25 protein-coding genes and 1 pseudogene are annotated in these 23,570 nt (G+C 73.4%); 11 read left to right on the plus strand and 15 right to left on the minus strand.

Annotated features, from left to right (window positions below; translation table 11 throughout):
- Nucleotides 1-182: 182 nt before the first annotated feature.
- The 7 genes from ACPYO4_RS09735 (at nt 183) to ACPYO4_RS09765 (ending at nt 5,315) form a co-directional block, all read left to right on the plus strand.
- Nucleotides 183-1,232, plus strand: coding sequence for a metal ABC transporter substrate-binding protein (locus tag ACPYO4_RS09735; protein WP_425709033.1), 1,050 nt, complete (start codon nt 183-185; stop codon nt 1,230-1,232).
- Nucleotides 1,225-2,049 (plus strand): metal ABC transporter ATP-binding protein, encoded by an 825-nt coding sequence (locus ACPYO4_RS09740; protein ID WP_425709034.1) that lies wholly within the window; start codon nt 1,225-1,227, stop codon nt 2,047-2,049. Before ACPYO4_RS09735 ends, ACPYO4_RS09740 begins: the two co-directional genes overlap by 8 nt.
- Nucleotides 2,049-2,987, plus strand: a complete 939-nt coding sequence (locus ACPYO4_RS09745) for a metal ABC transporter permease (protein WP_425709035.1) — start codon at nt 2,049-2,051, stop codon at nt 2,985-2,987. Before ACPYO4_RS09740 ends, ACPYO4_RS09745 begins: the two co-directional genes overlap by 1 nt.
- A 108-nt stretch (nt 2,988-3,095) precedes the next feature.
- Nucleotides 3,096-3,776: a DedA family protein gene (locus ACPYO4_RS09750; RefSeq protein WP_425709036.1), complete on the plus strand. Its 681-nt coding sequence runs from the start codon at nt 3,096-3,098 to the stop codon at nt 3,774-3,776.
- Between the two features lie 98 nt (nt 3,777-3,874).
- The gene (locus ACPYO4_RS09755) at nt 3,875-4,240 is read left to right on the plus strand and encodes an ArsR/SmtB family transcription factor (RefSeq protein WP_425709037.1); all 366 of its coding nucleotides are present in this window, start codon (nt 3,875-3,877) and stop codon (nt 4,238-4,240) included.
- Nucleotides 4,237-4,731 carry an SRPBCC family protein gene (locus ACPYO4_RS09760; protein WP_425709038.1) on the plus strand — a complete coding sequence of 165 codons (495 nt, stop codon included), beginning with the start codon at nt 4,237-4,239 and terminating at the stop codon, nt 4,729-4,731. Before ACPYO4_RS09755 ends, ACPYO4_RS09760 begins: the two co-directional genes overlap by 4 nt.
- Nucleotides 4,728-5,315 (plus strand): TIGR03086 family metal-binding protein, encoded by a 588-nt coding sequence (locus tag ACPYO4_RS09765; protein ID WP_425709039.1) that lies wholly within the window; start codon nt 4,728-4,730, stop codon nt 5,313-5,315. Before ACPYO4_RS09760 ends, ACPYO4_RS09765 begins: the two co-directional genes overlap by 4 nt.
- A 116-nt stretch (nt 5,316-5,431) precedes the next feature.
- Here the strand turns inward: ACPYO4_RS09765 and ACPYO4_RS09770 are convergent, their stop codons facing one another.
- The 6 genes and pseudogenes from ACPYO4_RS09770 to recO form a co-directional block, all read right to left on the minus strand.
- On the minus strand, nt 5,432-6,247 hold the full coding sequence (locus ACPYO4_RS09770) for an ABC transporter ATP-binding protein (protein ID WP_425709040.1): 816 nt from the start codon (nt 6,245-6,247) through the stop codon (nt 5,432-5,434).
- Nucleotides 6,244-7,353: a FecCD family ABC transporter permease gene (locus ACPYO4_RS09775; protein ID WP_425709041.1), complete on the minus strand. Its 1,110-nt coding sequence runs from the start codon at nt 7,351-7,353 to the stop codon at nt 6,244-6,246. Before ACPYO4_RS09775 ends, ACPYO4_RS09770 begins: the two co-directional genes overlap by 4 nt.
- Nucleotides 7,350-8,314: pseudogene (locus ACPYO4_RS09780) on the minus strand (FecCD family ABC transporter permease). The gene ACPYO4_RS09775 and the pseudogene ACPYO4_RS09780 overlap by 4 nt, the downstream one beginning before the upstream one ends.
- 110 nt (nt 8,315-8,424) lie before the next feature.
- Nucleotides 8,425-9,609: an ABC transporter substrate-binding protein gene (locus tag ACPYO4_RS09785; RefSeq protein ID WP_425709042.1), complete on the minus strand. Its 1,185-nt coding sequence runs from the start codon at nt 9,607-9,609 to the stop codon at nt 8,425-8,427.
- A 220-nt stretch (nt 9,610-9,829) separates the two neighbouring features.
- Nucleotides 9,830-10,618, minus strand: a complete 789-nt coding sequence (locus ACPYO4_RS09790; protein ID WP_425709043.1) for an isoprenyl transferase — start codon at nt 10,616-10,618, stop codon at nt 9,830-9,832.
- Complete coding sequence (gene recO / locus ACPYO4_RS09795) at nt 10,615-11,346, minus strand: DNA repair protein RecO (RefSeq protein WP_425709044.1); 732 nt, start codon at nt 11,344-11,346, stop codon at nt 10,615-10,617. The genes ACPYO4_RS09790 and recO overlap by 4 nt, the downstream gene beginning before the upstream one ends.
- Nucleotides 11,347-11,437: 91 nt before the next feature.
- Here recO and ACPYO4_RS09800 point away from each other — a divergent pair, with 91 nt between their 5' ends.
- Nucleotides 11,438-11,647: a type II toxin-antitoxin system VapB family antitoxin gene (locus tag ACPYO4_RS09800; protein WP_425709045.1), complete on the plus strand. Its 210-nt coding sequence runs from the start codon at nt 11,438-11,440 to the stop codon at nt 11,645-11,647.
- 57 nt (nt 11,648-11,704) lie between these two features.
- On the opposite strand, the gene ACPYO4_RS09805 is transcribed toward ACPYO4_RS09800, so the two are convergent.
- The gene (locus ACPYO4_RS09805) at nt 11,705-12,304 is read right to left on the minus strand and encodes an SDR family NAD(P)-dependent oxidoreductase (RefSeq protein WP_425709046.1); all 600 of its coding nucleotides are present in this window, start codon (nt 12,302-12,304) and stop codon (nt 11,705-11,707) included.
- Between the two features lie 65 nt (nt 12,305-12,369).
- Here ACPYO4_RS09805 and ACPYO4_RS09810 point away from each other — a divergent pair, with 65 nt between their 5' ends.
- Entirely contained in the window at nt 12,370-13,008 is a 639-nt protein-coding gene (locus ACPYO4_RS09810; RefSeq protein WP_425709047.1) for an HD domain-containing protein, read from the plus strand.
- A gap of 48 nt (nt 13,009-13,056) precedes the next feature.
- Here the strand turns inward: ACPYO4_RS09810 and ACPYO4_RS09815 are convergent, their stop codons facing one another.
- On the minus strand, nt 13,057-13,371 hold the full coding sequence (locus ACPYO4_RS09815; protein ID WP_425709048.1) for a putative quinol monooxygenase: 315 nt from the start codon (nt 13,369-13,371) through the stop codon (nt 13,057-13,059).
- Nucleotides 13,372-13,433: 62 nt separating this feature from the next.
- Nucleotides 13,434-15,230, minus strand: a complete 1,797-nt coding sequence (gene leuA, locus ACPYO4_RS09820) for a 2-isopropylmalate synthase (RefSeq protein WP_425709049.1) — start codon at nt 15,228-15,230, stop codon at nt 13,434-13,436.
- Nucleotides 15,231-15,516: 286 nt separating this feature from the next.
- Between leuA and ACPYO4_RS09825 the strand changes: the two genes are divergently transcribed.
- Nucleotides 15,517-16,362: an SGNH/GDSL hydrolase family protein gene (locus tag ACPYO4_RS09825; RefSeq protein ID WP_425709050.1), complete on the plus strand. Its 846-nt coding sequence runs from the start codon at nt 15,517-15,519 to the stop codon at nt 16,360-16,362.
- Between the two features lie 64 nt (nt 16,363-16,426).
- On the opposite strand, the gene ACPYO4_RS09830 is transcribed toward ACPYO4_RS09825, so the two are convergent.
- The 5 genes from ACPYO4_RS09830 to ACPYO4_RS09850 are packed head-to-tail and all read right to left on the minus strand — an operon-like array spanning nt 16,427 to nt 20,187.
- The gene (locus ACPYO4_RS09830) at nt 16,427-16,933 is read right to left on the minus strand and encodes a mycothiol transferase (protein ID WP_425709051.1); all 507 of its coding nucleotides are present in this window, start codon (nt 16,931-16,933) and stop codon (nt 16,427-16,429) included.
- Nucleotides 16,933-17,889 carry an ABC transporter substrate-binding protein gene (locus tag ACPYO4_RS09835; protein WP_425709052.1) on the minus strand — a complete coding sequence of 319 codons (957 nt, stop codon included), beginning with the start codon at nt 17,887-17,889 and terminating at the stop codon, nt 16,933-16,935. Before ACPYO4_RS09835 ends, ACPYO4_RS09830 begins: the two co-directional genes overlap by 1 nt.
- On the minus strand, nt 17,889-18,596 hold the full coding sequence (locus ACPYO4_RS09840) for an ABC transporter permease (RefSeq protein ID WP_425709053.1): 708 nt from the start codon (nt 18,594-18,596) through the stop codon (nt 17,889-17,891). The genes ACPYO4_RS09835 and ACPYO4_RS09840 overlap by 1 nt, the downstream gene beginning before the upstream one ends.
- Nucleotides 18,593-19,351 carry an ABC transporter permease gene (locus ACPYO4_RS09845; RefSeq protein WP_425709054.1) on the minus strand — a complete coding sequence of 253 codons (759 nt, stop codon included), beginning with the start codon at nt 19,349-19,351 and terminating at the stop codon, nt 18,593-18,595. The genes ACPYO4_RS09840 and ACPYO4_RS09845 overlap by 4 nt, the downstream gene beginning before the upstream one ends.
- Nucleotides 19,348-20,187, minus strand: a complete 840-nt coding sequence (locus tag ACPYO4_RS09850) for an ABC transporter ATP-binding protein (protein ID WP_425709055.1) — start codon at nt 20,185-20,187, stop codon at nt 19,348-19,350. The genes ACPYO4_RS09845 and ACPYO4_RS09850 overlap by 4 nt, the downstream gene beginning before the upstream one ends.
- Before the next feature lie 174 nt (nt 20,188-20,361).
- Here ACPYO4_RS09850 and ACPYO4_RS09855 point away from each other — a divergent pair, with 174 nt between their 5' ends.
- Complete coding sequence (locus tag ACPYO4_RS09855) at nt 20,362-21,786, plus strand: dihydrolipoyl dehydrogenase family protein (RefSeq protein WP_425709125.1); 1,425 nt, start codon at nt 20,362-20,364, stop codon at nt 21,784-21,786.
- Between the two features lie 16 nt (nt 21,787-21,802).
- Here ACPYO4_RS09855 and ACPYO4_RS09860 read toward each other — a convergent pair whose 3' ends face one another.
- Nucleotides 21,803-23,536 (minus strand): FHA domain-containing protein, encoded by a 1,734-nt coding sequence (locus ACPYO4_RS09860; protein ID WP_425709056.1) that lies wholly within the window; start codon nt 23,534-23,536, stop codon nt 21,803-21,805.
- Nucleotides 23,537-23,570 lie beyond the last annotated feature (34 nt).

The following is a 23,570-nucleotide window of genomic DNA, read 5'->3' on the forward strand; positions in this document are numbered from 1 at the left end:
TGGACAGGGTAGCGACCAGGTCCGCAGGTCGCAGGCGGGGAGGTCGGGCGGCAGGGCCCGTGGGCGGGTGGCATGTGGCGGCGACGGGGCCCGATCGGTGCGGCGGCCGGAGGCGGAGAGGTCGGACACACGACGGTCCGTCAGATTGACACCCGTTCTCGAGCCTCATGAGAATGAGTCTCATGCTCCGTCCCTCCCGCGTGGTTCTCGCGTCCGCCGCGGCTGCGCTCGTGCTCGCCGGCTGCTCCGGCGCGGACCCCGACGACGACGCGGCGGTCGAGGTCGGCACCGCCGCGTACGCCTTCGAGTGGCTCGTGGAGCAGGTCGGCGGCGAGCGCGTCGCGGTGACGAACGTGACCCCGCCGGGCGCGGACGCGCACTCCCTCGAGCTCGCACCCGCGCAGGTCGTCGATCTCGAGCAGGCCGACCTCGTCGTGCACCTGCCGCAGTACCAGGCGGCCATGGACGACGCCGTCGGCCAGCTCGGAGAAGGCGCCGTGCTCGACGCCGCAGGCCCCACCGAGCCGCTCGCGCCCGAGGAGCTCGCGGAGCAGGGCGGCGACGACGCCCATGACCACGACGACGAGGACGAGGGCCACGACCACTCCCACGCCGACGCGGCCGACGACCACGCGGCCGACGACCACTCCCACGACGCCGAAGGTCACGACCACTCGGACCACGGCGCGGCCGACGACCACGCGGGCCACGACCACGGCGCGCTCGACCCGCACGTGTGGCTCGACCCGGAACGGATGATCGCACTGGCCGAGACCGTCGCGGACCGGCTGACGGAGATCGACCCCGACGGCGCCGACGCCTATGCGGACGGCCTCGACGCCGTGGTCGCCGACCTCGAGGACCTGCGCGAGCAGATCGCCGACCGGCTCGGGAGCTGCTCGGTGGAGACCGTCGTCGTCGGGCACCAGGCCTACGGGTACCTGCTCGCCCCGCACGGGTTCGTCGAGACCGGCCTCGCCGGGATCGACGGCGGCACCGAGGTCAGCCCGGCCCGCATCGCCGAGCTCTCGGCGCTCGTCGAGGAGTCGGGTGCCACGGCGATCTACCGCGACGCCAACGCGCCCGACGACGCCGTGCGCGCCGTCGCCGAGCAGACGGGCGCGGACGTCCAGGTCCTCGATCCGCTCGAGATCGCGCCCGCCGACGGTGACTACCGTGACGCCATGCAGGCGAACATCGACGCCCTCGCGACCGGACAGCAGTGTGGCTGAGGCGCCCCCCACCTCCGTCCGACCCCTCGAGGTCGACGACGTCCGCGTGACGATCGACGGCCAGCGCATCCTGCGTGGCGTGTCCCTGACCGTGGCAGCCGGTGAGTGCGTCGCCCTCATGGGGCCCAACGGGTCGGGCAAGTCGACGCTCGTCCGATCGATCGTCGGCGTGCGCCGACCGACGTCCGGCGCGGTCCGTCTCTACGGCCGGGACATGGCCGGACGCCGGAGCTCCGTCCCGTGGCCGCGCCTCGGGTACGTGCCGCAGCGCGCCTCCGCGGGCTCCGGCGTGCCGGCCACGGCGCGCGAGGTCGTCGCCGCCGGCGACCTCGCGGGCTGGCGCTGGCGACCGCGCAGCGGTGCGGACGCGCGTGCGCGGGCGGCCCTCGCACGCGTCGGCCTCGACGACCGCGAGAACGACCCGGTCCACGTGCTCTCCGGCGGCCAGCAGCAGCGGGTCCTGGTCGCACGGGCGCTCGTGCGCGACCCGGACCTGCTCGTCCTCGACGAGCCGCTGTCCGCGATGGACTCCGCGTCCCAGCGGGCCACCACCGACCTCCTCGCCGACTTCACCGCCCGGGGTGGCGCCGTCGTCGTCGTGCTGCACGAGCCCGGCCCGCTGGCCCCCCTCCTCGACCGGGCCGTCGTCCTTCGCCACGGGGCCGTCGTGCACGACGGCGCTCCACCACCGCCGGCCCCCGGGCACGACGAGCCCGACCACCGTCACCACCACCACGAGGACACCACGGAGGACGCACCTGCAAGGGCCGTCCTCGAGCCGGGTGCACCACTGCCCGCACCGAGAGGGGCGATCTGATGGGGATCGTCGAGACGCTGAGCGAGATGCTCGGCAGCCCGCTCATGCGCCGGTCGCTGGTCGTGGCGGTGCTCGTCGGGGTCGCGGCCCCGGTCATGGGCACCTACCTCGTCCAGCGCCGGCTCGCGCTGCTCGGCGACGGCATCGGTCACGTAGCGCTCACGGGCGTCGCGCTCGGCTGGCTCGTCGGGTCGCTCACCGGCGTCTCCCCGATCGACCGGTTCGCGGTACCGGGGGCGATCGTCGCCTCGGTCGCCGGGGCGCTGCTCATCGAGCTGGTCCGGGCCCGCGGCCGGACGTCCGGCGACGTCGCGCTGGCCATGCTCTTCTACGGCGGCATCGCGGGTGGCGTCCTCATCATCACGATCTCGGGCGGGTCGAGCTCGACCCTCACCGGCTACCTGTTCGGCTCGATCGCGACGGTGTCCTCGCTCGACATGTGGCTCGCGCTCGTGCTCGCGGTCGTCGTCATCGGGGTCGGGGTCGGGCTGCGACCCGCCCTGTTCGCCCTGTGCCACGACGAGGAGCTCGCCAGGTCGTCGGGCCTGCCCACGTGGCTGCTGTCCGCACTCGTGTCGGTGATGGCAGCCCTCACGGTATCCGTGTCGATGCGCGTGGTCGGCGTCCTGCTCGTCTCCGCGCTGATGATCGTGCCGGTGGCGGCCTCGCAGCAGCTCACGCGGTCGTTCGCCGGCACCATGCGCCTCGCGATGGGGATCGGCCTGGTCGTCACCGTCGCCGGGCTCGTCGTCACCTACGTGCGGCCGTGGTCGCCGGGCGCCACGATCGTCGTCCTCGCGATCGGGGCCTACGCCCTGGCGGCGGTCGCGCACCCCGTGGTGGAGGCGCGCAGGCGCCGCCGCGAGGCTCCGCGGGACCCGCACCCCGAGCACGACGACGACGTCACGGTCGGCGACGCGGCACCGGCTGCCGGCTGACCGGGTCGGCGACGCGGCACCGGCTGCCGGCTGACCGGGTCGGCGTTGCGGCGGTGGATCTCCTCACGTCGGCGTCCGGTGGGCGGCTCGACGGGTGACAATGACCGGGTGCCCGACTTCCTCAGCGGATGGCCCTTCTGGGTCGTCTTCGCCTTCCTCTACGCGGGGGCGACGCTGCGCGGACAGTCGATCTACTGGCTCGGCCGGTGGGCCACCCACCTGACGGTGAACCACACCCGCCCGACGAAGGGCTGGCAGCTGCGGGCGCACGGCTGGCTCTCCGGCGAGGGGCCGCAGCGAGGGATCGATGCCCTGCGCCGCTGGGGCCTCGTGATGGTCCCCCTCGGCTATCTCACCGTCGGTTTCCAGTCGATGATCATGGCCGGCGCCGGAATCCTGCGCATCGCCTGGTGGAAGTTCTCGCTCGCACAGATCCCCGGCTCGCTCGCGTGGGCGGCGATCTACTCGACGATCGGATTCGCCGTCTGGGGCGCCGTCATCGCCGCCGCGGCCGGATCGCCGCTCGGGATCGCGGTGATCGTCGCCGTTGTCGTCCTCCTGGTCGCGACGTTCGTCGCCCACAGGCTGCGGCGGCGGACAGCGACTCCGACGACCGGGGCGACGCTCGAGACCGAGGCCGGCACCGTGGTGAGCGCACCGGCCGCTCGGACCGAGACCACGGCCCTGGACGGCGCCGTGGCGAGCACGCCGGCCACTCGGAACCAGACCACGGACCTGGACGGTGCCGAAGCCGTGGTCGACGTCGACGAGAACGCCGCGGCCTCCTGACGCAGCCGCCCGCGCGCCTTACTCAACCTTGTGGTTGACAGCGGCCCCTGCACACCCCTAGCGTCTTCTTCAACCATACGGTTGACAAAGGAGTGCACGTGCAGGACGACAGGCTCGACAAGGTGTTCGCGGCGCTGGCGGACCCGACCCGGCGCGAGATGGTCGCCCGGCTCGCGGACGGCGACGCCACGCTCACCGAGCTCGCCGAGCCCCACGCGGTCTCGGTCCAGGCGATCTCCAAGCACCTCAAGGTGCTCGAGGAGTCCGGACTGGTCTCGCGCACCCGTGAGGCGCAGCGCCGACCGGCCCACCTCGAGGCGGAGGTCCTCTCCCTCATGACGAAGTGGATCGAGCGCTACCGCCGAGCGGCGGAGGAACGATTCCAGCGTCTCGAGGAGGTGCTGGCTGCCATGGACGACGACACCACCCGACACGCAGCAACCACGAAGGAGCAGGCATCATGACCACGCAGATCCACCACCCCGAGACCACCATCGAGGCGAACCCCGACCTGCCGACGATCCGGATCGTCCGCGAGCTCGACTTCCCGGTCGAGAAGGTCTTCCGCGCCTACACCGACCGCGAGCTGTTCGCGCGCTGGATCGGCCCCCGCTCGCTCACCACCGAGATCGAGCACTGGGACTGCACCACCGGCGGCGCCTACCGGTACTCGAACGCGGACGGTGACGAGAGGTACCGCTTCTACGGCTCGTTCCACGAGGTGCGCAAGGACGAGCGCATCGTCCAGACGTTCACCTTCGAAGGCTTCCCGGACGGGGTCTCGCTCGAGACCGGCACGTTCGAGGACATCGGCGACGGGCGCACGCGTCTCACGCTGCTCTCGGTCGTCGACTCGATGGAGATCCGGGACGCCATGCTCGCCTCCGGCATGGAGGTCGGGGTCGTCGAGGGCTTCGAGAAGCTCGACGAGCTGCTCGCCGAGGGCGCCACGTGAGGGACGACGATGCTCCCGCGGACCTTCACCGACAGGTGGCGGCAGGCTTCTCCGCCGTGGTCGACGGCGTCGCGCCGGGCGCGTGGGATGCGCCGTCCCCGGTGGAGGGCTGGGCCGCGCGCGACGTCGTCGGGCACCTGACGACCTGGTTGCCGACCATGCTCGCCGCGTCCGGCGGTCCGGCGCTGCCGGAGGGCCCGGACGCGGACATCGACCCGGCCGGCGCGTGGCACCACCAGCGCCGGGCCGTCCAGGCGATCCTCGACGACCCGGCCTCGGCCGACCAGGTCCTGATCAACCCCAACTTCGGCGAGGTCCCGCTCCCAGGGGCGATCAGCCGGTTCTACGTCGGCGACGTCTTCATGCACACGTGGGACCTCGCTCGGGCCACCGGCCAGGAGCCCGGGCTCGACGCGGAGCTGTCGGAGTCGCTGCTCGCCGGCATGGCGCAGATGGAGGACGTCCTGCGCTCGTCGGGCCAGTACGGCCCCCCGGTGCCGGTGCCGGGCGACGCCTCCGCCCAGGACCGGCTCGTCGGGTTCATCGGACGTGACCCGGCGTGGGAGCCGCCCGCCGACCGGTAACGGATTGCCGCCGACGCTCCCGTTCGCCCACCTGGACCGTGCCGGGTCGAGCTCGACGTCGCACGGTCATGCTCGACGTCGCACGGTCGTGCTCGACGCCGCACGGTGCGTGACGCTCAGGCCGACAGCTGCTCCGGACCGTTGTGGTGCCGGCCGATCGGCACCATGAGGGGCCGCCCGGTCACCGGGTCGGGAACGATCGTCGAGCCGATCCCGAACACCGACTCGACGCACTCCGACGTGAGCACCTGCTCCGGGCTTCCGGCGGCGTGCACGCGCCCGCCGGCCACCGCCACGAGGTGGTCCGCGTAGCGGGCGGCGAGGTTGAGGTCGTGCAGCACCATGACGATCGTCGTGCCGCGCTCGAGGTTGAGGTCCGTGAGCAGGTCGAGGACCTCGACCTGGTGGGAGACGTCGAGGAACGTCGTCGGCTCGTCGAGGAGGAGCACGTCGGTCTCCTGGGCGAGCACCATGGCGATCCACGCGCGCTGACGCTGGCCGCCAGAGAGCTCGTCGACGGGGCGGTCGGCGAGCTCGACGGTCTGCGTGGCGGTGAGCGCACGGGCGACGGCCCGGTCGTCGGCCTCGCTCCAGCGCGCGAGCATGCCCTGGTGCGGGTGCCGGCCACGACCGACGAGATCGGCCACCGTGATGCCCTCGGGCGCCACGGGGGTCTGCGGGAGCAGGCCGAGGACCTGGGCGAGGCGGCGGGCGGGGATGCGGTGGACGTCCTTCCCGTCGAGCACCACCTGGCCGCGGCTGGGGGCGAGCAGCCGGGACATCGCGCGCAGGAGGGTCGACTTGCCGCAGGCGTTGGCGCCGACGATCGCGGTGATCCGCCCCGGCGGGACCGCGAGGCTGAGGTCCTCGATGACCCCGCGGTCGCGGTACCCGACCCACACGTGGTCGGCGGTGAGCTGTCGGTCGGTCACAGGGAGCCTCCGGCCCGGTCGGTGCGTGCGATGAGATATACCAAATACGGCGCCCCGAGGACGCCGGTGATGACGCCGGCGGGGAACCTCGTGCCGAACGCGTACTGCCCGGCGAGGTCGGCGACGAGCACGAGGACCGCGCCGACGAGTGCGGCAGGGACGAGCAGGGAGCGCCCCGGCCCCACCACGCGCGCCGCGATCGGGCCGGACAGGAAGGCGACGAACGCGATCGGGCCGGCCGCGGCGGTCGCGAACGCGATGAGGCCGACGGCCGCGACGACCAGGGTCAGGCGCGTGCGCTCGACCCGCACGCCCAGGGCGCGGGCCGCGTCGTCACCGAGCTGCAGGGCGGAGAGGTTGCGGCCCCGGGACAGCAGCACCGGGCCGAGGACGGCCAGGGCGATCGCCACGGGGACGACGGCGGACCACGTGGTGCCGTTGAGGCTGCCGACGAGCCAGCGCATGGCCTCCTGGAGGTCCCACTGGGCCGCGTTGTCCAGCAGGTAGCTCGTCACGGAGTCGAGCATCGCCGCCACGCCGATGCCGATGAGGACGAGCCGGGTGCCGGCCACCCCGCCGCGGTAGGACAGCAGGTAGATGAGCACCGCGATGCCGAGACCCGCAGCGACGGCCACGACCGACACCTGCCCGCCGTCGAGGTCGAGCACGATGATCGCGAAGGCTGCGGCCGCGCTCGCGCCGGCGCTGATGCCGATGATGTCCGGGCTCGCGAGCGGGTTGCGGAGCATGGTCTGGAAGGTGACGCCGCCCAGTCCCAGGCACAGGCCGGCGACGACGGCGAGGGTCGCCCGCGGCAGGCGGAGCCGTCCGACGGTGAAGCTCGCGCCCTGGACCTCCTCCCCCGTCAGCACGCGCCACACGTCGGCGGGCGGGTAGAACGTACGGCCGACCACGAGGGACGCGCACCACAGCCCGACGACGACGGCGAGCAGGACGAGCGCCACGACGAGCCCACGGCGCGCGCGACGTCGGCGTGCGGCGGCGAGCGCTGCCACGGCGTCGTCGGACGGCGGACGGGTCGGGTGGTCCGCAGAGCCGGTCCGGCGTGCGGTCCGGACCTCTGCGTTCTCGGCGAGGGCGCTCATAGCTCGCGGATCCTCGTGCGGCGGACGATGGCGATGAAGACGGGGCGCCGACGATCGCGGTGATGATGCCGACGTCGATCTCGCCGGGGCGGGCGACGATGCGGCCGAGGACGTCCGCGGCCACGAGCAGCCCGGCCCCCGTCAGGGCGGAGAACGGCATGAGCCAGCGGTGGTCGACGCCCACGAGCAGCCGGCACAGGTGCGGGACCACGAGGCCGACGAACCCGATCGGTCCGGCGACGGCCGTCGCCGCCCCGGTGAGCACGACCGCGCCCACGGCGGCCACCAGTCGCGTGACGCCGACCCGGACGCCGAGGCCCGCCGCCACGTCGTCGCCCAGGGCGAGCGAGTTGAGGCTGCGTGCCGAGGCGAGGCACACGAGCAGGCCGACGACGAGGAACGGCAGCACCTGCGCCGTGGCCTCGTGGCTGGCCCCGCCGACGCCGCCGACCTGCCAGGAGCGGATGCTGCCGGCGATGTCGCCGCGCGGCAGGGCGACGGCGGTGATGAAGGAGGCGAGGGCCGCGGAGGTGGCCGCGCCGGCCAGGGCCAGGGTGAGCGGCGTGGCGCCGCCCCGGCCGACCGAGGCGACGACGTAGACGAACACGGCCGCGAGGCCGGCCCCCAGGATGGCGGTCCAGATCATGCCCGTCCGGGTCCACAGGCCGAACCAGGCCATGCCGACGACGACGGCGAGCGAGGCACCCATCGTCACGCCGAGGATCCCGGGGTCGGCGAGCGGGTTGCGGGTGACGCCCTGCATGGCGGCGCCCGCGACGCCGAGCGCGGCCCCGACGAGCAGGGCGAGGAAGGTGCGCGGCACGCGCGTGTAGACGGCGGCCTCGCCGATCGAGTCGGTCGAGCCCATGATCCCCGCGACGATCTCGGGCACCGTCACGCTGCGCGAGCCGATCGCGACCGACGCCATCGTCAGGACGACGACCGCGCCGAGCACGACCATGAGCCAGAGCAGGCGCGTCCGGGCCGGACGGCGGAGGACGCCGACGTCCGGCCCGGCACCGGGTGAGGAGGATGGAGTCCCCCCGGCCTCCTCGCGGGCGGGGGCCTGGGTCACTGGGACCCGGCTGCGGCCTCTGCGAGAAGCGCGACATAGTCCTCGAGGACCCAGGAGATGGACAGCGGCGTGGGGTTCGCCGCGGTGCCCATCGGGCCGGATCCGTCGAGGAAGACGATGGCACCGGACTCGACGGCCGGCATCTGCGACAGCAGGGGGTCGGCCTCGAGCGTGTCGACGAGCTCCTGGTCGCCGTAGGTGACGATGAGCTCGACGTCCTCGAACATGTCGACCTGCTCGGCGCTGATCGAGCCGGAGAACTCACCGGAGGCGGAGGCCTCCTCGACCGCGGCCGGCGTGCTCAGGCCCAGGTCCTCGAAGAAGGCGGCGCGGGTGTCGTTGGCCGTGTAGAAGTTCACGGTGCTGAGGTCGGAGACGTCGACGTGCGTCATGAACATGGTCGAGACGCCCTCGAGCTCGGGGTGCGCGGCGACGGTCTCGTCGATCTCGCCCTGGAGCTCGGTGATGAGCTCCTCGCCCTCCTCGACCATGCCGAGGCCCGCGGCGTTGTAGGTGATGACGTCCTGCCAGGAGGTGCCCCACGCGGTCTCGGGGTAGGCCACGACGGGCGCGATCTCGGTGAGCGTGTCGTAGTCCTCCTGCGTGAGCCCGGAGTAGGCGGCGAGGATGACGTCCGGCTGGGTGTCGGCGACGGCCTCGAAGTCGATGCCGTCGGTCTCGTCGAACAGGACGGGCGGCTCGGCGCCGAGGGTCTCGAGCTCCTCCTCGACCCAGGGCAGCATGCCGTTGCCGTCGTCGTCGCCGAAGTCCGCGGAGGCCATCCCGACGGGCACGACGCCGAGGGCGAGCGGCACCTCGTGGTTCGCCCAGTTGACGGTGGCCACGCGCTCGGGGACCTCCTCGATCACGGTGGTGCCGAAGGCGTGCTCGATCTCGATCGGCAGCTCGGCGCCGGAGATACCAGTGGCGCCCGCATCGCCGGAGTCGTCCGCGGCGTCGTCGCCGCCGTCGCCGGACGCGCTCTCGGAGCCGGACTCGGCGTCGTCGGAGGCGGACTCCGAGCCGGACTCTTCGTCGCCCACCGCCGGCCGGTCATCACTCTCTTCTGTCGTCGGCTCGCCCGTCGCGTCGTCGGAGGACTCGTCGGAGCCGCCGCAGGCGGCGAGGGTCAGTACCGCGACCGTGGCAGCAGCAAGGACGCGGAATCGGTGGTGACGCAAGTGGACCAGCTCTCGTTCGGGGCGGGCGCGGTGCCTGACGACGCCACGCCCGCGCATTACGCTAGGTTTGCGTGTCGAAAAGTTACCGACGCACAGTAGATCAGGCAAGCCTTACCTGCGTGATCCACCCCATAGGCGGGGGGCCGAGCCGGCGATTCACTCGGCCCGGTCCTGCGCTCGGAATCCCACAGCCCGGGCGCCCATGCTCCCCGAACGATTGTCAGCCGCCGGGCCGGGCCGCCGCGTCGACCGCCCCGCCCCACCGCCGGTCGCGGCGCGCATACTCCTCCACGACGCGCCACAGCGAGCGTCGGTCGACGTCGGGCCAGGCCTCGTCGGTGAAGACGAGCTCGGCGTAGGCGGACTGCCACAGCAGGAAGTTGCTCGTCCGCTGCTCCCCGCCGGTGCGCCACAGGAGGTCGACGTCCGGGACGTCGGGCTCGTCGAGATAGCGGGCCAGGGTCCGCTCGGTCACCCGATCGGGGTTGACCCGCCCCGCCGCGACGTCCCGGGCGAGGCCCGCGGCGGCGTCCGCGAGCTCGGCGCGGCCACCGTAGTTGACGCACATCGTCAGCGTCGCGGTGGTGTTGCGTCGGGTCATCTCCTCGGCGGTCTCGAGCTCGCGGATCACCGAGCCCCACAGTCGCGGCCGGCGTCCGGCCCACCGCACCCGCACGCCCCAGGAGTGCATCTCGTCGCGTCGCCTGCGGATGACGTCCCGGTTGAAGCCCATGAGATAGCGGACCTCGGCGGGCGAGCGCTTCCAGTTCTCTGTGGAGAACGCGTAGGCACTGATGTGGGTCACGCCGATCTCGATCGCACCCGCCACGACGTCGAGGAGCGACGCCTCCCCCGCCGCGTGCCCCTCGGTCCTGGGCAGCCCGCGGGCGTTCGCCCACCGGCCGTTGCCGTCCATGATGACCGCGACGTGCGCGGGCACGAGCTCGCGCGGAATCGCGGGCGGACGGGCACCGGACGGGTGCGACGGCGGCGGGACGGGCGAGGTCATGCGCGCTCCACGAACGGCAGGGAGCGCAGCCGGCGCTCGAGGTGGTACTGCAGGTGGGCGGCGACCAGGCCGGACGCCTCGGTGCGGTGGCGTGACACGGAGGCGTCGGCGACGGGCCAGTCGCCGGAGAGCAGGGCACCGAGCAGGGTCATCGTCTCCTCCGCGGGCGAGGCCGACCCAGGGGGCCGGCACGAGGAGCACATCGCACCGCCCATCTGCGTGGACCAGGCGCGGTGCGGCCCCTCGGTCCCGCAGCGGGCGCAGTCGTAGCAGCTGGGGGCCCACCCGGCGACCGCCAACGAGCGCAGCAGGTAGGAGTCGAGGACGAGGGTTGCCGCGTGCCGGCGCATGCTCATCGCGTGCAGGGCGCCGACGAGCAGGATGTACTGCTGCGGCGCCGGGACCTCCTCCGCCTGCGTGAGCTGGGTCGCGGTCTCGACCATCACGGTCGCGGACGTGAACAACGAGTAGTCGGCGGCGAGCGAGCGCCCGTAGGGAGCGATCGTCTCGACCTGCGTGACCGTGTCGAGGTTGCGGCCGCGGTGCAGCTGGACGTCGACGACCGTGAACGGCTCGAGCCGCGCGCCGAACCGCGAGCTCGTGCGCCGCACGCCCTTCGCGACGGCGCGCACCAGGCCGTGCTCGCGCGAGAGCATGGTGACGATGCGGTCCGCCTCCGACAGGTCGTGGGAGCGCAGGACCACCGCCTCGTCCCGGTAGAGCCTCACCGGTCCATTCTCCCCCCTCGGCCCGACATACCGGAGGACCACCACGGCACGCACCGCGCGTATCGATCACGCGAGGTGCATGGCTGGGGGTATGGCGCGTACAACGTTCGACCTGGACGACGACCTGATCGCTGAGGTCATGCGCAGGTACGACGTGCGGACCAAGAGTGAGGCGGTCGATCTGGCACTTCGCCGGCTCGTCGGACCGGTGATGAGCCGCACGGAGATGCTGTCGCTCGAAGGAACCGGCCGGGAACGTGACCTCCGGCCGATGCGGACCGACCGCGTGGCTCGTCAGTGATTCTGGTGCTGCGTGCAGGGTCGCCACGATCGGCGCCCCTGCACGCGGCACCGCGAGTCAGGCGGTGTGCCCACCCAGCTCCCGCACGTCCGCCACGATCGGCGACACCTCCGTGATGCCGCCGTCGACCGGGATCACGTGGCCGTTGACGAGCGCGGCCTCGTCGGAGGAGAGGAACACGACGACGTCGGCGATGTTCTGGGGTTCCGCGCCGCTCGTAGAGACCATGTGACGGAGATAGACGTCGGCGAACTCCTGCGAGGCGTACTGCTTGTTGTTACGCGTGTTGACGAAGGCAGGCGCGATCGCGTTGCAGCGGATCCCCTGCTTCCCGTACTGCACGGCCACCTGCTTCGTGAAGTGGATGACCGACGCCTTCGACATGCCGTACGCGCTCAGCGACGACTCGCCCGCCATACCGGACACGGACGCCATGTTGACGATGCTGCCCGCGCCCTGGTCGAGCATCGTCGGGAGCCCGTGCTTGGTCACGAGGAACATGCCGACCAGGTTCGCGCGGAACGTCTCCAAGAGGACATCGGGGTCGAGGCTCGAGATGTCCGCGTCGTTCGCCGTCAGGTCGAGGCCCGCGGCGCGGATCTCGGACTCGACGAGCAGCGAACGCTCCGCACGACCGACCGCCCACCCGGGTCGCACCTCCCGACGCCCGGACGCAGGATGGAGGAGGACCACCGAACGACGGCCACGAGAGGCGGCACCTCATGACCGAGACCATCGCCGGTATCGAGATCCCCGACAGCACGATGACGAAGGACGCCACCCAGCTCGTCCGCGACGTCGCCACTCCCGTCGTCTACCACCACTGCCGACGCGTGTTCCTCTTCGGCTCCCTGCGCGCCCAGGACCAGGGACTGAACCACGACCCCGAGCTGCTGTACGTCGGGGCCATGTTTCACGACCTCGGCCTCACCGAGACCTACCGCCGGACGGATCAGCGCTTCGAGATCGACGCCGCCGACGAGGCCCGCCGCTTCCTTCGCGGGTACGGCGTCGACGGCGAGGCCGCGGACCGGGTATGGACAGCCATCGCGCTGCACACCACCCCGGAGATCCCCCTGCACATGGCTCCCGAGATCGCGCTGGTCACCCGCGGTGTCGAGCTCGACGTCCTGGGTGTCGGCTACGACGCGATCACCGACGAGCAACGCGCGGCCGTCGTGGCGGCCCACCCGCGCCCGGACTTCAAGAACCAGATCCTGGCCGCGTTCACCGAGGGGCTCCAGGACCGGCCGGAGACCACGTTCGGGAACGTCAAGGCCGACGTGCTCGCCCACTGCCTGCCCGGTTTCGAGCGGATCGACTTCGTGGAGACCATCCGCGGCTTCGCCTGGCCCGAGTGACCGCGATCCGGCCCTGACGATCGAGCAGCCGCCGGTCGAGGAGCGCGCTCACCGACGCTCCGCCAGTTCGACCGTGTAGCGGCGTTCGATGTGGGCCGTGGCTCGGCCCCACTCGCTCGCCGCCGCACGCTCCTGATGGCCGGCGAACCCGGCCTCGTCGGCGAACAGCTCGACGACCTGCCAGACGAGTGGATCGCTGGTCGGGCGTACCTCGAACGAGAGGCAGGCGGGCCCGGACCGGGTGAGCGCCGTGTGCCCGGGCAGGTACCGCTGCACGAGCTCCGCCTCACCGGCGGACGCGCACACCAGCAGACCGCTCAGGCGCACCTGCGCCGTTCCACGCACCCGTTCCGTTCCGCTCACACCGTCGCGATCCCCCCGCCCGGCTCCGCCCGGACACTCGCGTGCGCCCCGTCCCCGCCCCGTCAGCGCGGCTCGCCGTCGACCGGGACTCCGCCCGTCACCCCGCGTGCCGCGCGGTTGACCGCGGAGATGATCGCCTGGAAGGAGGCGGTCATCGTCGACGGGTCCACGCCGACGCCCCACACCACCTGGTCGCTCGTCTCGACCTCGAGGTAGGCCGCCGCCATCGCATCGCCGCCCGCGGACAGGGCGTGCTCGGCGTAGTCGAGGACCTCGACCCCGACGTCGATGGTCGCCAGTGCGTGGACGAACGCGTCGATGGGGCCGTTGCCGCGGCCGGAGAGCAGCCGCTCCTCCCCACCGTCGTCGAGGACGACCGTGAGGTCGGCGTCCCCGCCCTCCCCGTGGGAGGTCAGCGAGGTGCTGCGGAGCGTGTAGCGGCCCCACGGCGCCAGGCCGTCGGTGGTGGTGTAGGGCAGGTACTCGTCGACGAAGATCGACCACAGCCGCTCGGCGTCGATCTCGCCGCCGTAGGCGTCCGTGTGCTTCTGGACGATGCCGGCGAGCTCGATCTGCAGGCGCCGAGGCAGGTCGAGGCTCCGCGTGGAGTGCAGCAGGTAGGCGACGCCGCCCTTGCCGGACTGGCTGTTCACTCGTACGACGGCCTCGTAGGTGCGGCCGACGTCCTTGGGGTCGATCGGCAGGTAGGGCAGGTCCCATACGACGTCGGCGTCCGCGCCGCCGGCCTCGGCGACCTTGCTCTCCCGGACCTGGAATCCCTTCTTGATGGCGTCCTGGTGCGAGCCGGAGAACGAGGTGTAGACGAGGTCGCCGCCGTAGGGGTGGCGGGCGTGCACGTCCATCTGGGTGCAGCGCTCGACCGTGCGTCGGACCTCGTCGATGTCGGACAGGTCGATCATCGGGTCCACGCCCTGGGAGTACAGGTTCATCGCGAGCGTGACGAGGTCGACGTTGCCGGTGCGCTCGCCCTGGCCGAACAGACAGCCCTCGACCCGGTCGGCGCCGGCGAGCATGGCGAGCTCGGCGGCGGCCACGCCCGAGCCGCGGTCGTTGTGCGGGTGCACGGACAGTGCCACGTGCTGACGGCGGGACAGGTGCCGGCTCATCCACTCGATCTGGTCGGCGTAGACGTTGGGCGTGGCCCGCTCGACGGTCGCCGGCAGGTTGAGGATGATCTCCCGGCCGTCCTCGGGCTGCCAGACACCCATGACGGCCTCGCTCACCTCGAGCGCGAAGTCGAGCTCGGTGTCGACGAAGATCTCCGGGCTGTACTGGTAGCCGAACACGGTCTCCTCCCCGAGCACCTTCTCCGCGTGGGCGAGGACCTCGCGGGTCCCGTCGACGGCGAGCTCGCGCGTCCCCTCGCGGCCGGAGCGGAAGACGACGTCGCGGAACACCGGGGCGGTCGCGTTGTACAGGTGCACGGTGGCCCGCGGGAACCCGACGAGCGACTCGACCGTGCGGTGGATGAGCTCGGGCCGCGCCTGGGTGAGCACGGAGACGGTGACGTCCTCCGGCACGGCGTCGTCGTCGACGAGTGAGCGGACGAAGTCGAAGTCGGCCTGCGAGGCGGCGGGGAAGCCGATCTCGATCTCCTTGTAGCCGAGGCGGACGAGCAGGTCGAACATCTCGCGCTTCTTCTCGGGGCTCATCGGCTCGATGAGGGCCTGGTTGCCGTCGCGCAGGTCGGTCGAGAGCCACCGGGGAGCGACCGTGACCTGCTTGTCGGGCCAGGTGCGGTCCGGGAGGTGGACCGGATTCGTCTCGGCGAACGACCGGTACTTGGTCACCGGCATGCCGGAGGGGCGCTGGAGGTTCGTGGTGCCGCGGGTCTTCATCGTCTGGGTCTCCTCGTCTGGGTCACGTGCGGCCAGCACGACGTCTCCCGCGACGAGGAGCCGGCCTCAGGAGGCCTCGCCGCGGCAGATAAGGAGCAGGAGCCCGGTGCGCACGGTCGTCACCCTACTCCTTCGGACGGCCGGTGGTCGGCGCGTGCCGGTGCCGCGCGGATGCGTGCCGGCGCCACACGGATGTGCACCGGCGCCGCGCACCCGGCCGCGAGGGGTCGCTCGGCGGGTCCCGCTCCCCTGGCCTGTCGGCCCGTCCGCCCATAGCCTGGCGGGCATGCCTTCGGAGTTCTCCCCGTCCGCGCGTGGCCCCTGGGGCCCGCTCACCGTGACGGTCGGCGCCGTCGCCGCCGGTGCGGTGGCCGCCTGCGGGGCCGCGGCCGCCTACCTGCAGCAGCGCGGGATCGTCAGCCGCCAGGTCCCGGTACACCGCGAGTACTGGGCGCGGCGCACGCACGAGGTGCGCGCCTCCGCCGTGCCGCACGCCTTCCACCTCGTGGTCGTCGGCGACTCCGCGGCCCAGGGCGTCGGCGTCCCGGACCCGGAGCACGGCTGGGTCGCCCGGGTCGAACGACGCCTCGCCGAGCTGCTCGGCCGGCCCGTGGTGACGACCAACCTGTCGGTCTCCGGCGCGACGACGAGCGACCTCATCGACGACCAGCTCCCCCTGCTCGAGGGTCTCGAGCGTGAGCCGGACCTCGTGATCTGCGAGATCGGTGCCAACGACGTCGCGCGTCGCCAGGTCGCGCTCCCCGGGTTCACCGAGCGGGTCGGGGCGATCGCCGACGCTCTCCCCCACGGGAGCGTCGTCGCCGACGTGCCCAGCTACGGGTACGGCCCGCACGAGATGTGGGTGCGTCGTGCCAACACCGCGATCCGGGAGACGGCCGAGGCCCACGACCTGCACGTCGCGCCGCTGCACGCGGCCACGCGCCCGCTGTGGCCGAGGATCGTCTTCACGCACATGGCGCAGGACCTGTTCCACCCGAACGCCGCCGGCTACGAGGTGTGGGCGGACGCCCTGTGGGAAGGCGTCGCGGAAGCGCTGCACGACCGTGGGCTGGTCGGCGCGGACCGGCTCCGGCACGACGCCGAGGAGCGTGCGCGGGCGCTGTCGGCCTGACCGCGCACAGCCGACCGCCACCGACCGCCACCACCGGTGCCGGGTCGTCTCCCACGGCCCCGACTCAGCGCCGCTCGAGCACCCCGCGGACGAACGCCGCCTGGCCGGCGTGCTCGAGGCAGTCGTCGATGACGCTGACGAGCCGCACGCCCATGGTGGTCGGCGGGTCCCAGCTCTCGTCGACGACCGTGCCCAGGTCCGCCTCGGTGAGCCCGCGGACGCACCGGAGCGTCTGCTCGTGCACGGCGTCGTGGTAGGCGAGCACGAGGTCGGCGTCGAAGCCGACGACCTTCGCGACGTCGTCAGCGGAGTGCCCGTAGCCGATCCCGGACACGTCCAGGCCGAAGCGGTCCGCCCAACCGCCGCTCGTCCACAGCTCGTCGACGCCGAACGCGCCGGCGACGTGGTCGTCCTGCACGCGCGTGAGGTGCCACAGGAGCCAGCCGATCGAGTTGGCGCCGGGGTCGAGGCGGGCCTCGAGCTGCTCGCGGGTCAGCCCCTCCCCCGCCCGGTGGACGGAGCCCGACACCCGTGAGAACGCGTCGAGCAGGAGATCGTGGACGGCGGCCATCAGCTTCCTCCCAGGTCGTTGTCGGCGAGCCACTCGGTCGCGATGGTCGCGGAGTCGAGCTGCTCGTCGACGCTGCGGGCGTTGAGCTCGATGAGCTCCTCGGTGGTGAGCACCTCGCTCACCGGGTCGAGCACCTCGCCGAGCTCGCCGGCGAGGTCGTCGGTCACGAGCGGGACGACGTTCTGCGCGAGGATCATGTCCTCGGGGTCCTCGAGCGTGACGAAGTCGCCGGACGCGAGGTCGGGGTCCGCGGTGTAGATGTCGCCCATCGTGATCGTTCCGTCGAGGATCGCCCCCTTGGTGAGCGGGCCGCCGCTGTCGCCGATCGCGACGAACTCGACGTCGACGCCGTAGAGCTCGGCGAGCCCGTCGGGCCCGTAGGGGCGGCTCTCGAGCTCGGCGTTGCCGCCGATCGTGATCTCGCCGTCGTGGTCCGCGAGGTCGGCGAGGCTCGTGATGCCGTGCTCCTCGGAGAACTCGGTGGTGACGTTGTAGGAGTCCGCATCCTCGGCGTCGGCGTACTCGAGCACGGCCATGCCGTCCGGGAGCGCGTCGGCGAGCTCGGCGGCGACGTCCCCGCTGGACCGCGCCTCGGTGTCCGGCGCGTAGAACTGCAGCAGGTTGCCCGTGTACTCGGGCAGGACGTCGATCTCGTCGTTCTCCATGGCCTGGAGGTAGACGTCGCGCTGCCCGATCTGGAACTGCCGCTCGACCTCGTAGCCCGCCTCCTCGAGGACCTGGGCGTAGATCTCGGCGACGATCTCGTTGGAGTAGTAGGCCTGCGAGCCGACGACGACGCTCCCGCCGGAGTCGTCGGAGCCCGACTCCGCCCCGTCACCGGCCGAGCCGGAGGTCTCGTCCTCCCCCTCGTCGAACGGGTCGTCCGACCCGCACGCGGTGAGCGCGACCGCGGCGACGAGGGACAGTGCCGCGGCGCGGCGGGTCGAGGAACGCATCAGGTACGTCCTTCCGTCGGGGATGTGGCCCCCAGTGTGCCTCGGCCTCCGCTCACCCGCAGCGCGAGCCGGGCGAGGAGCGCGAACACACCGTCGACGGCGAGGGCGAGGGCGACGATCGCGATCGCCGCGCCCAGCATCTCGTCGTAGCGCTGCAGCGAGATGCCCCGCTGGATGTAGATGCCCAGCCCGCCGAGCCCGACGTAGGCCGCCAGGACCGCGGTGGCCACGATCTGCAGGGCGGCGCTGCGCATCCCGCCGACCAGCAGCGGGAGGCCGAGCGGCGCCTCGACCCGGGTGAGGACCTGCCAGCGGGTCATGCCCTGGGCGCGGGCGGAGTCGACGACGGCGTGGTCGACGTTCTCCACCCCCGCGTAGGCGCCCGCGAGCACGGAGGGGACGCCGAGGACGACGAGGACCGCCGTCGCGGCGAGGGCGGCGTCGCCGACGCCGACGAGCAGCGTGAGGACGGTGAGCAGGCCGAGCGAGGGAAGCGCGCGGCCGGCCCCGGACAGGGCGACGACGAGCTGCCTGCCCCGGCCGGTGTGCCCGACCAGGTAGCCGAGCGGGACGGCGACGACCGTCGCGATCGCGAGCGCGAGCAGCGTGAGGACCAGGTGCTCGCCGAACCGCTCGGGCAGCGCCCCGGAGCCGGACCACTGCTCGGGCGCGGCCAGCCAGGCGAAGGCGTCGGCGAACAGGTTCATGCGCCCACCTCGGCCGGCCGGTGGGCGTCCGGGCCGACGCCCCCGCCGGCGCCCCGCTCGTCCTCGCGGCCCGCCCCCTTCGGCAGCCGGAGCGCGCGTCGCACCGAGCCGCCCCGGGCACCTCCCGACCGGTGCCACGGCATGAGCAGGCGACCGAGCACGACGAGCACGAGGTCGAAGAGCAGGGCGACGACGACGGTCGCCACGATGCCCGCGACGATCGAGGCGACGATCCCGCGCTGCAGTCCGTCCATGAACAGGTCGCCGAGGCTGCGGATGCCCACCAGGACGCCGACGGTCACCATGCTCACGGTGCTCACGGACACCACGCGCAGCCCGGCCAGCAGCACGGGACCGGCCAGCGGCAGCTCGACCGACCAGAAGCGCCCCGCGGTCGAGAACCCCTGGGCGGTCGCTGCGGAGCGCACGGCGGGATCGACGGCGTCGAGCGCGTCCGTCACGGAGCGGGTCATGAGGGCGACGGCGTAGATCGTCATGGCGATGACGACGTTGAGCTCGCTGAGGAACCCGATGCCGAGGACCGGCGGCAGCAGGACGAACAGGGCCAGCGACGGGATCGTGTAGAGCAGCCCGACAGCGGCGAGCACCGCACCGCGTGCGGCCGGGTAGCGCCACGCGAGGACGCCCGGCGGGAGCGAGAGGAGGAGTCCCGCCACCACGGGGATCACGCACAGGAGCGCGTGCCGCAGGGACAGGTCGACGATGAGGTCGATGTTCGCGGCGACCCAGGTCATCCGGCGCCGCCGTCCTGCACCGCGCCGTCGTCCAGCACCCCGGCGGGGCGGCCCTCGGCGTCGACGACGAGGCGCCGCCCGCCGCGGTGTTCGATCCGCAGCGCGCGCCTGCCCCGGTCCGCCCCGATGAACGAGGCGACGAAGTCGTCGGCGGGCTCGGCCAGCAGGTCGGCCGGGCTGCCCTGCTGCACGATGCGCCCGCCGTCGGCGAGGATCACCACGTGGTCGCCGAGGCGGAAGGCCTCGTCGATGTCGTGGGTGACGAGGACGATCGTCTTGGCGAGCGTGCTCTGCAGCCGCAGGAGCTCGTCCTGCAGCTCGGTGCGGACGATCGGGTCGACCGCCGCGAACGGCTCGTCCATGAGCAGGATGTTCGGGTCCGTCGCGAGCGCCCGGGCCACGCCGACGCGCTGCTGCTGGCCGCCGGAGAGCTGCGCCGGGTAGCGGCCCGCGAGGGTCCGGTCGAGCCCGACGGTGTCCATGAGCTCGAGCCCTCTCGCGGACGCGGCCGCCCTCGGGGTGCCGGTGAGCCGCAGGACCGTGGTGACGTTGTCGAGCACGCGTCGGTGCGGGAGCAGGCCGGCGCTCTGCATGACGTAGCCGATGCTGCGGCGCAGGGGCACGGGCGACCGGGTCGCGACGTCGGTGCCGTCGATCGAGACGGTGCCCGACGTCGGCTCGACCATCCGGTTGATCATCCGCAGGATCGTCGTCTTGCCGCACCCCGACGAGCCGACCAGGACGGTGATCTCGCGGGGGCGGATCACGAGGTCGAGGTCGTCGACGGCCCGGGTACCGCCCGGGAAGGCCTTGTCGACCGACCGGAACTCAATCATCGCGGCGGCCTCGTGCGTGTGTCATCTCCCGAGCGTAGGCTCGTGACCACCTCCCCGTCCCGACGAAGCGAGGGCCCCGTGTCCGATCCGCACCGGTCAGAGCAGCACCCGCCACCGTCGACGGCCCCCGACCCTCCCGCGGCCGGGCCGCACGGAGCCGGGGAGCACCCGGGCCTGGACGACCACGCCGACACGTGGGACGTCGTCGTGCTCGGCGCCGGCCCGGTCGGTGAGAACGTCGCCGACCAGGCCGTGCGGGGCGGGTTGTCCGCGGTGGTCGTCGAGGCCGAGCTCGTCGGCGGCGAGTGCTCGTACTGGGCGTGCATGCCCTCGAAGGCGCTGCTGCGCAGCGGGGAGGCGCGCCGGGCCGCCCTGGCCGTCGACGGTGCGCGGCAGGCCGTCACCGGAGGGCTGGACGTCGAGGCCGTCCTGCGGCGGCGGACCTCCTTCACGTCCGACTGGGACGACGCCGGGCAGGTCGACTGGCTGCGCTCCGCCGGCATCGACCTCGTGCGCGGCCGCGGGCGGCTCAGCGGCGTGCGGGAGGTGACGGTCGCGGCGCCGGGCGGCGAGGAGCGCGTCCTGCGCGCCCGGCACGCCGTCGCGCTCGCCACGGGCTCACGCCCGCACCTCCCGGACGTGCCGGGCCTGGCGGCGGCGCGGCCGTGGACCAACCGCGAGGCGGTGTCGGCGCAGGAGGTCCCGGGCAGTCTCGTCGTCGTCGGCGGGGGCGTCGTCGGTTGCGAGCTGGCGGTGGCATTCACGGACCTGGGGGCCGAGGTGACGGTCCTCGCGCGCTCCGGCCTGCTCGGCGGCTACGAGCCGTTCGCCGGTGAGGCCGTGGCCGAGTCCCTCGCGGAGCTCGGGGCAGACGTCCGCACCGGGGTCTCGGCGACCGAGGTGAGCCGCGGGTCCGACGGCGTCACGGTCCGGTGCGACGACGGGCGGACCGTGACCGCGGAGCAGATCCTCGTGGCGACCGGGCGCGAGCCGCAGCCGGACCTGGGTCTCGACGTCGCCGGCCTGCCCGAGGGCTGGGTGGAGGTCGACAGCACCCTCCGCGCCCTGGGTCCGGACGGCGACCCGCTGGCGTGGCTGTACGCCGTGGGGGACGCCAACCACCGCAGCCCGCTCACCCACCAGGGCAAGTATCAGGCCCGTGCGGCGGGCGCGGCGATCGTCGCTCGCGCGGCGGGCGTCGCGGTGGAGGACGAGCCCTGGGGCATGCACGCCGCGACGGCGGACGACGCCGCCACACCGCAGGTGGTGTTCACCGACCCCCAGGTGGCGAGCGTGGGCCGGACGGCGGCGCAGGCCGAGCGGGACGGGGTCCCCGTGCGCGTGGTGGACCAGGACCTCGGCACGGTCGCGGGGGCGGCGCTGCACGCCGACGGCTACGCCGGGCGGGTGCGGATGGTCGTCGACGAGGAGCGGGAGGTGATCGTCGGCATGACGTTCGTCGGTCCCGACGTCGCCGAGCTCCTGCACGCCGCCACGATCGCGGTGGTCGCCGAGGTGCCGCTGGACCGGCTGTGGCACGCCGTGCCCGCCTACCCGACGATGAGCGAGGTCTGGCTCCGGCTGCTCGAGGCCTGGTGAGACGGCTGCCGGGCGATCAGCGCAGGATCGTCTGCCCGGCCTCGTCCTCGTCCTCCGACCACGGGTCGTCCCACTCCAGGAGCGACTCGCCGACGCGCAGCACGGCACCCTCCGGCACCACGACCTCGCGCCACGGCTCGAGCCTGCTCACCGACCCGTCCTCGGCCACGTAGAAGGTGCCGTTCGTGGAGGCCCGGTCGATCGCGTGGAGGCCCGCGCCGGTGAGGCGGACCGACAGGTGCGTCTTGGACATCGACGGGTCCGGGACGACCATGAGGTTGTCGACGAGCTCCCCCGCCCTCGGCTCCGGGTCGCGGCCGACCAGGGTGATCCCGCCGTCGAGGAGGTAGCCGCCGACGCGCACGTCCGGCACCTCCTCCCACTCCCCCGTCTCCCGCCACGCCGGCGCGGAGTGCGCGCCGAGCGCGGCGTGGGTGCCCGTGGTGCGCGGGCCGGGCTCGGCGGTGACCGGCGCTGCGTCGGGGCTGACCGCGCCGGGCGGGGTCGCCGCGCGCGGCTCGCCCATCGGGCCACCGACCGGAGGGCCCGGGTACGGGTGGCCATGACCGTGCCCGTCGTAGGACGCGGCGGCGTGCGCGCCGGACGGCGAAGGGTCCTGCGCGCCGTGGCGCGCGGGGGCGTGCGAGCCGCTGCCCGGCGGGGTGACGTGCGGCTGCGGGTCGTAGCCTCCCGCGGGCGGCCACCCGGTGCCGGAGCCCGGGCCGCCGTGTTCCGCCGGGCCGCGGCCCGGTGCGCCGTAGCCGTCCGCGCCGTACCCAGGTGCGTAGCCGTGCCCGTGGTCACCGGGCCCGCCGTACCCGGCCGCGTAGCCGTGCCCGTGGTCACCGGGCCCGCCGTACCCGGCCGCGTAGCCGTGCCCGTGGTCACCGGGCCCGCCGTGATGGCGCTCCCCGTGGCCCTCGACGCCCGAGACCGGCGGCGCCAGCACGGGCGCGTCGTCCGACCACCGGTCCCCGGCACCGTCCTCGCGGGCGGAATCCCCGGCCCCGGTCACGTCGATGCCCGCGCGGCGCAGGGTCCACACACGGGCGCCCTGACCGCCCGGACCGAGGCCGCCGTTGCGAGCCACGGTGAGCCGCCATGCGCCCAGTCCTGCCGCGACGGCGAGCCACCAGCAGGCCACCGCGCGCACCAGCGCGGCCACCATGGCACCGAGGATGGCCTCGTTGGCGTAGGGGCGCGTCTGCTCGACGACCGGACCGATCGCCATCGCCGTGGCTGCCACGGTCGCGAGGATCGCCAGCCCCGCCCCGACCTGGCGCAGCCGCACCGGGCCGGGAGGCAGCAGCCGGCCGACCTCCTCGACCGCCTGGTGCTGCCGCGCGGTGAGCGGCCCGGCGCGCCGTTGGCGCCGGCCGTCCTCGGTCACCACGGTCGGGAGGACCGCCCAGGCGAGCGTGCCGGCGATCGCCGGGTTCCCGGCCCGCATGAGCAGGATCGCCAGGACCGCGGCGGCCAGGACGAGGACGATCCCGACGATCACGAGGACCGGTGCCTGGAGCGGGCCCCACGGCTCTCCGGCGATTCCCGGGCGCAGCATGAGGCTCCCGACGACGGCGAGCGCCAGCGCGAGAAGCCCACCGAGCGCGCGCGGGACCGACGTGGCGGCCGGGTACAGGTCTCGCAGCGCCGTCTGGCGCTGCATGAGGACCGAGCTGAAGGTGGCCCAGTCGCGCCGGACGGCGGACGGGTGGGCGGCACGGCGGACCGCCGACGTGGAACCAGGCATGGGATCAGTGTGCACCGACCTGCCCGCGTGCACG

The sequence above is a fragment of the Georgenia sp. Z1491 genome (assembly GCF_049856175.1).
Lineage (GTDB): Bacteria > Actinomycetota > Actinomycetes > Actinomycetales > Actinomycetaceae > JB111.

Bases quoted from the DNA above. Each gene is read 5' to 3' on its own strand.
- ACPYO4_RS09760 (WP_425709038.1), top strand. From the start codon at position 4,237: ATGACCACGCAGATCCACCACCCCGAGACCACCATCGAGGCGAACCCC.
- ACPYO4_RS09845 (WP_425709054.1), bottom strand. From the start codon at position 19,351: ATGACCTGGGTCGCCGCGAACATCGACCTCATCGTCGACCTGTCCCTG.
- ACPYO4_RS09790 (WP_425709043.1), bottom strand. From the start codon at position 10,618: ATGACCTCGCCCGTCCCGCCGCCGTCGCACCCGTCCGGTGCCCGTCCG.
- leuA (WP_425709049.1), bottom strand. From the start codon at position 15,230: ATGAAGACCCGCGGCACCACGAACCTCCAGCGCCCCTCCGGCATGCCG.
- ACPYO4_RS09830 (WP_425709051.1), bottom strand. From the start codon at position 16,933: ATGGCCGCCGTCCACGATCTCCTGCTCGACGCGTTCTCACGGGTGTCG.
- ACPYO4_RS09850 (WP_425709055.1), bottom strand. From the start codon at position 20,187: ATGATTGAGTTCCGGTCGGTCGACAAGGCCTTCCCGGGCGGTACCCGG.
- ACPYO4_RS09840 (WP_425709053.1), bottom strand. From the start codon at position 18,596: ATGAACCTGTTCGCCGACGCCTTCGCCTGGCTGGCCGCGCCCGAGCAG.
- ACPYO4_RS09825 (WP_425709050.1), top strand. From the start codon at position 15,517: ATGCCTTCGGAGTTCTCCCCGTCCGCGCGTGGCCCCTGGGGCCCGCTC.
- ACPYO4_RS09860 (WP_425709056.1), bottom strand. From the start codon at position 23,536: ATGCCTGGTTCCACGTCGGCGGTCCGCCGTGCCGCCCACCCGTCCGCC.
- ACPYO4_RS09775 (WP_425709041.1), bottom strand. From the start codon at position 7,353: ATGAGCGCCCTCGCCGAGAACGCAGAGGTCCGGACCGCACGCCGGACC.
- ACPYO4_RS09735 (WP_425709033.1), top strand. From the start codon at position 183: ATGCTCCGTCCCTCCCGCGTGGTTCTCGCGTCCGCCGCGGCTGCGCTC.
- ACPYO4_RS09810 (WP_425709047.1), top strand. From the start codon at position 12,370: ATGACCGAGACCATCGCCGGTATCGAGATCCCCGACAGCACGATGACG.
- ACPYO4_RS09800 (WP_425709045.1), top strand. From the start codon at position 11,438: ATGGCGCGTACAACGTTCGACCTGGACGACGACCTGATCGCTGAGGTC.
- ACPYO4_RS09745 (WP_425709035.1), top strand. From the start codon at position 2,049: ATGGGGATCGTCGAGACGCTGAGCGAGATGCTCGGCAGCCCGCTCATG.
- ACPYO4_RS09835 (WP_425709052.1), bottom strand. From the start codon at position 17,889: ATGCGTTCCTCGACCCGCCGCGCCGCGGCACTGTCCCTCGTCGCCGCG.